The sequence below is a fragment of the Algoriella xinjiangensis genome (assembly GCF_900115015.1).
In the GTDB taxonomy this organism is placed as follows: domain Bacteria; phylum Bacteroidota; class Bacteroidia; order Flavobacteriales; family Weeksellaceae; genus Empedobacter; species Empedobacter xinjiangensis.
The window spans coordinates 90,483-102,204 of the sequence record NZ_FOUZ01000013.1; the positions used below are offsets into that span (position 1 = coordinate 90,483).

Below are 11,722 nucleotides of genomic sequence, written 5' to 3' on the forward strand. Positions count from 1 at the left end.
TTAAAACAAAAAAACCTCAATCAAATAAATGATTGAGGTTTTAGCAGTGGTGCCTCCAGGAATCGAACCAGGGACACAAGGATTTTCAGTCCTTTGCTCTACCAACTGAGCTAAGGCACCGCCTTAATTGTGATGCAAATATAGAGCGAAAATCTATTCTACCAAATAAAATAAGAAAGATTTTTTACACCTAAAAGCTATCTTGTTCATTTACCGATAAATAAATTTTAAATTATTTTAGATAATCGTAAAAATTAAGTTTTTTTTTATTTTAATAGATAATTAACAGCGCATTTTTGCGTTGTAATTTTTCCAATTCGCAACAAATCATCATATTTGCGTCTTAGAATTCTATTATACATTCATAATGAAGTGGATTATTTGCAGTTTATCACTATTAAGCGTGGTAACAATTAAAGCTCAAACAGTAACGGTTTCCCCTTATTCTGCTTACGGATTAGGAGAACAATTATTTGATAATAATACAGAGCAAGCCGGTATGGGCGGTATTTCGACAGTGCCAACCAACCCGTTTGGTCAAAGTGCTAATTTCTCTAATCCTGCAGCAAATCAAACTTTGCGCATGACAACTTTTAACGCAAGTGGAAGTGGGAGAAACAACAGTTTTAAATCAGCAACAGACAGCGACAATTCGTCAAGTTTTAATGTTTCGAATATTTCGTTGGCATTTCCTGTTGGCGAAAAAGGAAGTTTCGGAGTAGGTTTTCAACCATTTTCGGGATTAGGTTACGAAATTTTAAGTAACTCGACAAAAGGAGATTTAAAACAAACCGTTAACATGAAAGGTGACGGAGGAATTAATAGCTTACATGCTTTTTATGGACGTAATCTTGGAAAAGGGTTTTCTCTAGGTCTTCGTGTAAATTATTTATTCGGAGAATTAAAACGTAACGAAGTTTTAGCTTTAGACGGCGCAAGTTTAGCTGTAGATTACAGTGATAAATCTAATTATAGAGGCGCACAATTTACTTTAGGTTCTATGTATACAAAGAAAGTAGGTAAATCAAATAATTTAAATTTGGGAGCTACTTATACTTTAGGAACTAATTTAAGAACAGATGTTACAGATTTAACAACAACATATGCATTTGTTGGGGCAAAGGTTGATACAATCAATATTCAACGTATTGATAATGGTAAAACAAAAATACCACAAACGTTTGCATTAGGTGCATCATATTCTAAAGACAACACATGGTCGTTAGCAATAGAAGCAAAATACAATACATGGTCTGACTTTAAGAAGCCAATCGAAGGTGAAAACACATCGATGACATCTAATGTAGATTATAAAAACAATGTACGTTTAGGTGTTGGTGGATATTGGGTACCAGATTTTAATAGTTACAAAAGCTATTTTAATCGCGTAACTTACCGTGCAGGTGCGTATTATCAATCAGCACAATATTCTATTTATGGAACAGATATTACATCATTTGGTGCAACATTAGGATTTGGATTTCCTGTAGGAAAACAAAATGATGCATCAACAATGAATGTTTCATTTGAATATGGACAAAAAGGAAAAGCAACAAGTAACCTAATCAAAGAAAATTACTTTGGAGTTAAACTTGGATTTGATATTAATGATATCTGGTTCAGAAAAAGAGTTATTGACTAATTATAACAGTCAATTAATAAGAAAAAAGACAAATGAAAATGTTTAAATACAAACCGAGCATATTATGTGGAATAATAGGCATTTTCGTTTTGCTTTTTTCATGTAACAGAGATGTTCCTACAACTAATCATTCCAAAAAAGTAGATTTTCCTACACGAAGCTTAATTAATGCAAACATTATTTTTAAAGATTCGGGTAGAGTATCTATTAATTTGCGTTCGCCATTGATCGAAGAATATACTTTGGTCGATTCGCCATATACCATTTTTAGAAAAGGTTTGGATCTAGATTTCTATCAAAAAGGAAGCGAGAAACCAGGTTTTTTTAAAGCAGATTGGGCAAGATTGAGCGATGCAACTGGAATATATGAAGGAAAAGGAAACGTCGTAATTGTAAATGAAAAAGGTGATTCGTTGAAAAGCGAACAATTATTTTGGAATAAAATTAAAAAAACGGTTTATACATCGAAAGAAGTTTACTTAATTAGTAGCAAAGGCGATTCGTTAACAGCGAAAAACGGCTTACAAGCTACCGACGATTTAGAAAATTATACATTATTCAACAATCAAGGATATATGTATGTCGAAGACAATCAAAAATTCTAAATCAGTTAAAAAAATTAACAAAAAAGCACGTTCTTGTCGCTTCTTCTATTTTATTATTCAATGTATTGTCGTATTTTCGCCACCTATTATAGAAATAACATTAAAATAAAACAATGGCAGTTTTAGGAGAAATTCGTAAAAAAACTTGGCTTATCTTCGTGGTAATCGGTATTGCAATGTTAGCTTTCGTTGCAGGAGATTTATTCGGAGAAAACTCAAAAATAAAACAATTATTTACTGGAGATCCGTCTGTAGTTGGTACAGTTAACGGAGAACCGATTGGTATCGCAGAATATCAAAGTGCATACGATGCAACACAAAGCATGTACGAAAATCAAGGGAAACCTGCAACTCCAAACCAAATAGCACAACAAACTTGGAACAGCTTAATTAGCCAAAGAGTGTTGAAACAACATGCAGAAAAATTAGGTTTAAGAGTTTCTGATGACGAATTTTGGAGCTATGTAGCACAAAATTTTGGTTTAGGTTCTGGTGCAGAAGCACAGCAACAAATTGCTCAATTAGAAGCAAATGCTGCTACAACCCCCGAAGCGCAACAACAATATAGAGGTTGGTTGCAAACTGCAGAGCAAATAAAATTACAGTTGTTATCTCAAAAATACTTTGGTTATGTAATGGCTGGTACAGCGGTTACAAACAAAGAAGCAGATATACAACAAGCTTATAATATCTCGAATGCGAACATACAATATGCATTTTTAGATTATACAACTTTAGCTAAAAAGTTAAATGTAAAAGTAACGGATGAAGAAATTTCTGCATACGAAGCAAAATATCCAAAATTGTTTAAAGCAGAAGGTTTAGTAAAATTAAGTTATACTTATTTTCCTGCCGGAGCTTCTACAGCAGACGATGTTGTAGCTTTAGCTAACATCAATAAATACTTATCAACTCAAATTATCCACGATGATGTAAATAATATTACAGATACAATTCAAGGATTTGGAGTTGCTAAAAACGATTCAACTTATGTAACTCAAAATTCGGATAAACCATTTATCTCTAATTATTTTACAAAAGAAGAATTGGCACAATCTCAATTAACACCAGAAATCAATGCGTATTTTAAAGGTGCAACTGTAGGTCAAATTGGTGGTCCATTTAAAGTTGGTGATACTTACCAATTATACAAAATCTCTAAATCGAAAGAAGTTAAAGATTCTGTAAAATCTAGTCATATCTTAGTTGCTTTCGAAGGAAGCGCAGCTGGTAAAGGTGTGAAAAGAACAAAAGCTGATGCGAAAAAATTAGCAGAAGAAATTTTAGCACAAGTAAAAGCAAATCCTGCATCTTTTGGAGATGTAGCTGCTGCAAAATCTGACGATAAATCATCTGCCGTACAAAAAGGAAGCATTGGTTGGGTTGGTAAAAACAATCAATTAGATCAAACTTACAACGGATTTATTTTTACAAAACCAGTAGGAACAATTGATTTAGTAGAATCTCAATTTGGTTACCATATTATCAAAGTTGATGATGCAAAAAACAAAGTAGCTTATCAAGTTGCAAATATTGTTAAACGTATTGAGCCTTCTAAAGCAACAACAGAAAAAGCATTTACAAATGCAAGAACTTATGTTCAAGCAATTGAAGGAAAATCATTAAACGATTTTAAAAATGCGGCTAAAAAAGGTGGTTATTTAAATAATACAACAGAAGGTATTGAGCGTTATGCAGGTATCGGACAAGATATTCCAAGCGATCAAGATTCTGATATCTTAAAATGGGCGTTTGATAAAAACACAGACAAAGGCGCAACAAACTTATTTACGTCTACAACGGGTGACTACATCGTTGTTCATTTAGTAGAAAAATTTGAGAAAGGTCTTGCTGCACCAAGTGTTGTTCGTAAATATGTAGAACCAGTTTTATTACAAGAAAAAGTATCTAAATTGGTTGATGAGCAAATTGCAAACGGTGGTTTAAATGCTTTTGTATCTAAATTCGGAGCAAAAAAAGGAAACGCAACAGTTAACTTTTCTAACTCTAATTTAACAGGTGTTGGTTTAGAGCCTCGCGTTGTAGGAGCTGCTTTTGGTGTAAAACCAAATACATCTTCTAAAGCGATTGCTGGTAATGCAGGTGTTTTCTACATTATTCCATCTAATCAACAAATTCAGAAGAATCAAAAAGGGTCGATGATTTTAGATAACTTAAATCGTCAATTACAAGGTAAATTCCAACAATCATTATTACAGTCATTAATTCAGGCTGCTGATGTTGTAGATAACCGTGATAGATCTTTAACAAGATAAAATTCTAAAGGAGATTAAATCTCACTTCATAAAAAAATCCCAAATCGAAAGATTTGGGATTTTTTGTTTATTTAATATTTTGAAATTATTTACTGATCAAATCCATTCGGATAATCACCTTTCACAATTTCTATCTTTGCTTCAACAGCTTTTTGTAAATCCTCTTGATATTTCACCATACGTTGTTGTATTGTTGGGTTTGTTGCACCTAAAATACGCGCAGCAAGAATTCCTGCATTCTTCGCAGCGTTCACTGCAACAGTTGCAACGGGAATACCATTTGGCATTTGTAAAATAGATAAAATAGAATCCCAACCATCAATAGAATTTGATGACTTTATTGGAACACCAACTACAGGAAGTGGTGTAATAGACGCCACCATTCCTGGTAAATGCGCCGCACCACCTGCACCAGCTATAATAACATTGATTCCGCGTTCGTGAGCAGACTTTGCATAATCAAACATACGTTGAGGCGTACGATGCGCAGAAACGATTGTTAATTCGAAAGGTATGTTTAGTTCTGTTAAAACTTCAGCAGCTTGTTTCATGATAGGTAAATCGCTATCACTTCCCATTATAATTCCGACCATAGTTGTTTTATTTTTTTGAAACGACCTTAATCGTTTCGTTAACTTGTTTTATGTTTTGTTTTAATTGTTCAAGATTATCATCAACCAACGTAATATGTCCCATTTTACGACCTGGTTTTGTAATTGCTTTTGCGTACCAATGCAAATAAGTTCCTGGTATTGCTAAAAGTTTTTCAACATTTTCTATCACAGCAGGTCCAGTTTCTCCTTCGGCACCAATTAAATTAACCATTGCAGATGTTGTAAATAATTGTGTAGAACCCAAAGGTAATTCCATCAATGTTCTTAACATTTGGTCAAATTGAGATGAATAAGCACCTTCTATTGTAGAATGTCCCGAATTGTGTACGCGGCTAGCCGTTTCGTTAACCCAAAGTGTTTGGTCTTTGTTCAAGAATAATTCTACCGCAAAAACGCCTGGAGAATTTAAAGCTTTTACCACATCGCGTGCAATTTGCTCTGCTTTATCTGTGATTGTTTTATTTAAAGATGATGGAATTAATAAATAATCCAACAAATTATATTCTTCATTAATGACAAATTCTACGGTCGGATAAGTAACAATATTACCCAAATGATCTGCAACTGTAACAACTGCAATTTCACGATCTAAATCCGCAGGTGTTTCGAAAATAGAAGGAACTTGAAGCATTTTGTCAAGATCAGCTTCAGATTTTAAAAACTGTACGCCTTTTCCATCATAACCATCTTTTCTAGATTTTTGAAACAATGGATAAGTTGCTTTTTTATGCTTTAAATCTTCCCAATTATCTAATTCAAAATAAGGCGCTGTCGGTATATTATTTTTAACATAAAACGCCTTCTGTACGCCTTTATCTTGTATAATTGCCAAAGCTTCTGGATCTGGAACTACTTTTTTTCCGATAGATTTTAAGTAACGCAATGCTTCTACATTAACGTGCTCAATCTCTATTCCAATTGCATCAAGGTTTTCTCCAAAAGCGACAACAGTGTCATAATCTTTAAAATCTCCTTGTACAAAATGATGTGCATGTGGCGCGCAAGGTGCATCTGCAGCCGGATCTAAAATACTAATTTCACAAGGATATTGTAATGCATTTTGCAAAAACATGTATCCCAATTGTCCTCCTCCTAAAATTCCGATTTTTATCATATTGCGAAGTTAATGAATAATATAATCTCTACTTTTACGAGGAATAAAAATATATTGACGAGATGTTAACAAAATGGAGTAAAATTTTATTTTTTGTATTTGCCGGAATTTATCTAATTAGCAAAAGTTTCTACCAATATTTTGTGTTTGATATGTTGGTGCAATATTCTGTTTATGCAATTATTATCGCATTTTTTTGTTGTTTAATTTATAATTTTTCGATTCGTAAACAGCAGAATAAAAACATTTTATTTGTGCTTCCATTGTTGATAATTCCTTATGTTGTCTACAACGAAATGGGTAATTTTTATTTTGGAGAAAACGCGAAAGGTGAAAAACCAAACTTTAAAATTATCTCAATTAATATTTTTTCGGATAATAATGAATACCAATATCTTGAAGAATATTTGTCAAAAGAAAAAGCAGATGTGATTGTTTTGCAAGAATTGACGCCTGCTTGGCAAAAAAATGTTGAATTTGTACGAAAAGAATATCCTTATTATAAAGAAGAAACGCGCGCTAATAATTTTGGAATCGCCGTTTATTCGAAACATCCGTTTGTAAAAGTTGAAACCAAAAATTACATTGATGATATGCATCCGTCTATTTTGGCAGATTTTGATATAAATGGTAAAAAAGTTTCTGTTTTGATGTCGCATCCTGTTCCGCCATTGCCAAATCAGGCTCGTTTTGAAAGACGAAATAAGCAATATGAATTGATTAAAAAAGATATTGAAGCCTTACCAAATTACAATATTGTGTTGATTGGGGATTTAAATACAACGGTTTATTCGCCTAATTTTAAATTAGTGCAATCAGATAAATTAAAAGATGCGCGTTCTGGTTTTGGATTGCAAAATTCTTGGAATGCTTTTATCCCAATTTTTAGAACAAATATTGACCAATGTTGGGTTTCGAAAGATATAAAAGTGACGAATTTTTATCGTGGAGAAGATATAAAATCCGATCATTTTCCGATTGTTGCAGAATTACAACTTCATTAAAATAAAAAAGCCTTGAAATCATTTTCAAGGCTTTTATTTTATAATTCGAGATTCTGAATAAATGTTCTCAAATCAATTTCTTTTTCTAATCCAATTTTTTGTTTCATGCGATATTTTGTCATTCGAACAGTTTTTGGATCAACTTTCATCAAATTAGCAATCTGTATATTATCCATTTTTAAATAAATATAAGCAGCATATTTCATGTCTTGATTAGATAATTTATTTTTTGAAACATCATTTAATCGGTTAAATAAATTTGGATGAACATCTTGAAGAATACTTTGCGCTTCGTTAAAATCATCGTCTTTTAATTTTTCATCTTTTAAAATTCGATCAATATTTATCGTTTTATCTTCTTTCAATTTTTCCTTTAAATCATTGATAAAAGTCGTTTTATGATTTAGTTGTAACGAAGTTACCAAAGCTTGTTTTTGCAATTGTTCTTGTTGCAAAGCCAATAATTCTTGCTCAGCTTTTAAACGAGCTTTTTCTTCTTTCTCTAATTGTAAAGTCAATTCAGTTTCACTTTTTTCAGCTTCCAATAAATCTGTTTTCTGTTTATTGGCTTTTTGTTTATAATAAAGCATATAACTCAAAAATATTACACCTGCAATAGCTAATAAAGTAAGACCTATATAAAGTATTTTTTGTTTGGTATAAATTTCATTCGTTTCCTCGAGCTGTTTTATCTGTTGATTTTTTTGTTGCGTTTTATAAAAAATTTCCAATGATTTGGTGTTGTTATCAAACTGTTCTTGGTTACTTTTTTGAATCAAATCCTTTGCTTCGCGCTCGTATTGTAGCGCTTTATCTAACTGACCAATGTTTTCATACGTACGTGCAAGATTGCTCATAATCACAAGTTTTATACTTGGAAAAATATCTTCATTATCTTTTGCTAATTGATAAGATTTTGAATAATATTCTTCAGCTAAAACTTTGTTTCCAAGATTTTCGTACGCAGAACCCATATTGTTATAAGTTAGTGCAGTTACTTCTTTGTATTTCGGATCTTTTTCGGTTAATTCTAACGTTTTATTGTAGTATTTTAAACTTTCATTAATCGCATCTTCGGGATGAATAATACTCGCTAAACTTCCGTAATTAAGGTAATATACAACGATAGAACGTTTTTTTACAGACGGATCTTTTATTAAATTGGCGTATGTTAAAGAGTTTTTATAACTCACATTTGCCGAATCAATATAATTTTTAATATTGGTTATATTGTATTGCTTTTTGTAATAATAACCGAGATTATTGTACGTAAAATTGATAAAAAGATTGTTTTTTGACTTTAAAGCATATTGGTTTGCTTTAATTCCGTCCGAACGATTGTCGGTTTCTAAAGAGTTTTTTGACTTATAATTGTAGCTTAAAAAATACAATTGAGTCAAAACAAAATTCTCATTCGGATGTTTGCTAAACTCATTTATACTTTGATTTAAGGATTTCATAAACAAATCCTTTTTATTTAATTTATCAAAATAACGCGCATATCCAAAATCTACATAAGCTTTGTCAATCGGATTTTTTGTTTTTAAAGCAATCGCTTTTGCAGTTTCTAAAGCTTCCGCTTTTTTAAATTCATCATTAAAAAATGAGTAATAATCGGCTAAATAAACATTTCCGATTACTTTTTTAGAAGAATCATAGCTATTTAAAAACTTGGTATCAATTATTTCTTTGGCTTTTGCTAAATCTTTGCTGTATAAATAGGAATATATCAATTGTTGATTTTTATCAAAATCACTTTGTGCAAAAGCTAATTTTGAAAGCAACAATAGGATAATACTCCAACTAAATTTTTTCATTGTAAATGGATTTCATTTGTTGGGTAGGTGAGAGTCTTCAAATGAAATTATAATTCTAAATTCTGAATAAAAGTGGCTAAATCAACATCTTTGTCTAAGCCCATTTTTTGCTTCATACGGTATTTTGTCATTCGAACAGTTTTTGGTTCAACTTTCAAAATATTTGCAATTTGTTGGTTGTCCATATTCAAATAAATATAAGCAGCGTATTTTAAATCTTGGTTAGATAATTTATTGACAGAAGATTCGTTTAGTCGCTTAAAAAAGTTAGGATGAACATCTTGTACAAGATTTTGAACCTCGTTAAAATCATCATCTGTTAATTTTTCATCTTTTAGAATTCGATCAATATTAACGTGTTTATCTTCTTTTATTTTTTCCTTTAATTCGTTAATAAAAGATGTTTTATGATTTAGTTGTAATGATGTTGCCAAAGCTTGTTTTTGCAATTGCTCTTGTTGTAAAGCCAATAATTCTTGCTCTACTTTTAGGCGCGCTTTTTCTTCTTGCTCGAGCTGTAAAGTTAATTGAGTTTCATTTTTTTCAGCTTCTAATAAATCTGTTTTTTGCTTATTTAATTTTTGTCTGTAACGAATTAAATAAATAAGAAAAACTACACCAGCCAGCGCCAATGCAATAATTCCAATATAAAGTAAGCGTTGTTTTGTATAAATACTATTTTTTTCTTCGAGCTGTTTTATTTGCTGATTTTTTTGCTCAGTGTTATAATATGCTTCTAAAAATTTCTTCTTATTATCCAATAATTGCTCATAAGATTGTTTTGTGTATTTTAAAGTTTCTTCGCTAAATTTTAGTGCTTCAGCAGTTTTATTTTGTTTTTTATAGAGATTAGAAATTGCACTTGTAATATAACTTAGTGCATATAATTTGTTGATATTTTCCTTATTTTTAGCTAATTCGTATGATTTTAGATAATATTCTTCTGCTAAATCATTATTATTTTGATTTTCTTGTATTTCTGCAAAAGTGGCATAACAAATTAACAAAGAACTATGATCATTTGTTTCATTTGCTACTTCAATTGCTTTTTTAAGATAATCTTCTGCAATTTTAAACTTTTCTTGTTTTGAATAATTTTTATACGGATATGTATTTACCAACGAAGCCATGTTGTTGTAAGCAGTTGCTATTGCTTTCTTAGGCAATGTTTTTACATTGTTTTCATTAATGTAGCTTAATGTTAACTCTGCATATTTGAATATATTTTTTAAATCCTCGTCATTTTTAGTTTTCTCATAAGCACTGATATACATTAGCGTAGCTTCTGTATACGCACCTAAAAGTTGCAATGGTTCTTTTTGCTGTTGTGCATGTGATACTGCTTCAAGCACATAATTTTTATATTCTTCTGAGTAAACATTTGTTCGGGAGTGAGTTAAACTCATTAATGAATAAAGCCTTGATTTAAGTAAATGTTCGTCAGGAAATTTTTTAAGGATATTTAAAGCTTTATTAGAATATGAAATCGTTTTGTCATACAATTGATTAATAAGATAAATTTTTGCAAATGCGTGTAAAGTATAGGCATCATCTAATTTATCTGGTGTTTTATCCGAAATTTCTTTTGCTAAACTTGAATAATAGAATGCTTTCTCAAAATCTTTTTTATTACTGTAGACATTTACATACGAGCCATAAATCATAACTGTATTAAGAGAATTGCTCTTGTTTTTTTTGTACAAAGCATCCAATTCTTTTAGTGCTTCATCATATTTTCCATCAATTGTATTCTTTTCTACATTGGATAATGCAGTTTTTAAATCAGTTTGTGCAGAAATTTTTACTGTAAATGATATAAAAACAATTACAAAAAGGAAAACATTTTTATTTAAAAGCTTTTTTAACATTAAAAACAAAGATTTAGATTATACGGTAACTGGTTGTTTATTAGAGTGTAAAGTTAATGTAAAAATAGTTGTAGACAATATGTAGACGGTTATTTTTTTGCTGTAGACACTATGAAACGCGCTTTTTTTGGTATAAAACAAAAACTACCATTTCTTTGTAACAGATTAATAAACCAATAATAATCTAAACCTATTTAAAAGTTTACCGACTAAACCTAAACCAATTGATTGTTTTAAATCAATCATCTTCTATTACCAAACCTAAAAAAAACCTTCAGCATACCAACTAGAAGGTTTTTTTGTGCCTAATAATTTCAGCATTATTCTAAGAAATCGCCTAATTCAGGATGTTTTTCAAATTCTTTTACTACAAAAGGGCAAATCGGAAAAATCTTTACATCATTTTGTCTAGCAAAGTTAATCAATTGTTCAAATAAATTTTCTCCTAAATGTTGACCTCTATACTTTTCGTCTACAAAAGTTCCCGTTGCATTAAGGTTTCCATTACTATTCCATTCATATTTTATAAAACCAGCTGGTTCTTCGTTTTCATATAAAGTAAAACGTCCCTCTTTTCCGCTTTCTGTCTGTCTAATTTCCATTGTTTTTTATTTTAGAGTTGTTTGATTTTATAGTATTGAGAGATTAAGTTACTCAACTTCAGTTTAAGTTTTATTTAAAAATTTGTTAATCAATAGCGTCCTAAACGTTTAAAAAAAGTTCAAAAAAAGAGGGTTGAATTTTGTATCTCAAATTATCTTTGAGTTGCAAAACAAAAACTC

General features: G+C 30.8%; 9 protein-coding genes and 1 tRNA gene. 4 read left to right on the forward strand and 6 right to left on the reverse strand.

Features of this window, described 5'->3' with window-relative positions:
* Positions 1 to 47 precede the first annotated feature (47 nt).
* Positions 48 to 120, reverse strand: a tRNA-Phe gene (locus BM072_RS12840).
* Between the two features lie 247 nt (positions 121 to 367).
* Here BM072_RS12840 and bamG point away from each other — a divergent pair.
* The 3 genes from bamG (at position 368) to BM072_RS12855 (ending at position 4,523) form a co-directional block, all read left to right on the forward strand.
* Positions 368 to 1,642, forward strand: a complete 1,275-nt coding sequence (gene bamG / locus BM072_RS12845; protein ID WP_245752179.1) for a BamG family beta-barrel-assembly machinery protein — start codon at positions 368 to 370, stop codon at positions 1,640 to 1,642.
* Positions 1,643 to 1,674: 32 nt separating this feature from the next.
* On the forward strand, positions 1,675 to 2,247 hold the full coding sequence (lptC, locus tag BM072_RS12850; protein ID WP_092909141.1) for an LPS export ABC transporter periplasmic protein LptC: 573 nt from the start codon (positions 1,675 to 1,677) through the stop codon (positions 2,245 to 2,247).
* A 113-nt stretch (positions 2,248 to 2,360) separates the two neighbouring features.
* Positions 2,361 to 4,523, forward strand: coding sequence for a peptidylprolyl isomerase (locus tag BM072_RS12855; protein ID WP_092909143.1), 2,163 nt, complete (start codon positions 2,361 to 2,363; stop codon positions 4,521 to 4,523).
* Between the two features lie 89 nt (positions 4,524 to 4,612).
* Here the strand turns inward: BM072_RS12855 and purE are convergent, their stop codons facing one another.
* Both purE and BM072_RS12865 read right to left on the reverse strand, forming a co-directional pair.
* Positions 4,613 to 5,116, reverse strand: coding sequence for a 5-(carboxyamino)imidazole ribonucleotide mutase (gene purE / locus BM072_RS12860; RefSeq protein ID WP_092909146.1), 504 nt, complete (start codon positions 5,114 to 5,116; stop codon positions 4,613 to 4,615).
* Positions 5,117 to 5,123: 7 nt separating this feature from the next.
* Positions 5,124 to 6,251, reverse strand: a complete 1,128-nt coding sequence (locus BM072_RS12865) for a 5-(carboxyamino)imidazole ribonucleotide synthase (RefSeq protein WP_092909149.1) — start codon at positions 6,249 to 6,251, stop codon at positions 5,124 to 5,126.
* Positions 6,252 to 6,313: 62 nt separating this feature from the next.
* Between BM072_RS12865 and BM072_RS12870 the strand changes: the two genes are divergently transcribed.
* Positions 6,314 to 7,255: an endonuclease/exonuclease/phosphatase family protein gene (locus BM072_RS12870; RefSeq protein WP_092909150.1), complete on the forward strand. Its 942-nt coding sequence runs from the start codon at positions 6,314 to 6,316 to the stop codon at positions 7,253 to 7,255.
* A gap of 38 nt (positions 7,256 to 7,293) precedes the next feature.
* On the opposite strand, the gene BM072_RS12875 is transcribed toward BM072_RS12870, so the two are convergent.
* The 3 genes from BM072_RS12875 to BM072_RS12885 all read right to left on the reverse strand — a co-directional run bounded on the left by BM072_RS12875 (position 7,294) and on the right by BM072_RS12885 (position 11,542).
* Positions 7,294 to 9,072, reverse strand: coding sequence for a tetratricopeptide repeat protein (locus BM072_RS12875; RefSeq protein WP_092909153.1), 1,779 nt, complete (start codon positions 9,070 to 9,072; stop codon positions 7,294 to 7,296).
* 47 nt (positions 9,073 to 9,119) lie between these two features.
* On the reverse strand, positions 9,120 to 10,940 hold the full coding sequence (locus BM072_RS12880) for a tetratricopeptide repeat protein (RefSeq protein WP_092909156.1): 1,821 nt from the start codon (positions 10,938 to 10,940) through the stop codon (positions 9,120 to 9,122).
* A 320-nt stretch (positions 10,941 to 11,260) separates the two neighbouring features.
* Positions 11,261 to 11,542 (reverse strand): GNAT family N-acetyltransferase, encoded by a 282-nt coding sequence (locus BM072_RS12885; protein ID WP_092909160.1) that lies wholly within the window; start codon positions 11,540 to 11,542, stop codon positions 11,261 to 11,263.
* Positions 11,543 to 11,722 lie beyond the last annotated feature (180 nt).

What these genes read in the sequence shown, in the direction of transcription:
- bamG (WP_245752179.1), top strand. Translation starts at nt 368, where the DNA reads ATGAAGTGGATTATTTGCAGTTTATCACTATTAAGCGTGGTAACAATT.
- lptC (WP_092909141.1), top strand. Translation starts at nt 1,675, where the DNA reads ATGAAAATGTTTAAATACAAACCGAGCATATTATGTGGAATAATAGGC.
- BM072_RS12855 (WP_092909143.1), top strand. Translation starts at nt 2,361, where the DNA reads ATGGCAGTTTTAGGAGAAATTCGTAAAAAAACTTGGCTTATCTTCGTG.
- purE (WP_092909146.1), bottom strand. Translation starts at nt 5,116, where the DNA reads ATGGTCGGAATTATAATGGGAAGTGATAGCGATTTACCTATCATGAAA.
- BM072_RS12865 (WP_092909149.1), bottom strand. Translation starts at nt 6,251, where the DNA reads ATGATAAAAATCGGAATTTTAGGAGGAGGACAATTGGGATACATGTTT.
- BM072_RS12870 (WP_092909150.1), top strand. Translation starts at nt 6,314, where the DNA reads ATGTTAACAAAATGGAGTAAAATTTTATTTTTTGTATTTGCCGGAATT.
- BM072_RS12875 (WP_092909153.1), bottom strand. Translation starts at nt 9,072, where the DNA reads ATGAAAAAATTTAGTTGGAGTATTATCCTATTGTTGCTTTCAAAATTA.
- BM072_RS12880 (WP_092909156.1), bottom strand. Translation starts at nt 10,940, where the DNA reads ATGTTAAAAAAGCTTTTAAATAAAAATGTTTTCCTTTTTGTAATTGTT.
- BM072_RS12885 (WP_092909160.1), bottom strand. Translation starts at nt 11,542, where the DNA reads ATGGAAATTAGACAGACAGAAAGCGGAAAAGAGGGACGTTTTACTTTA.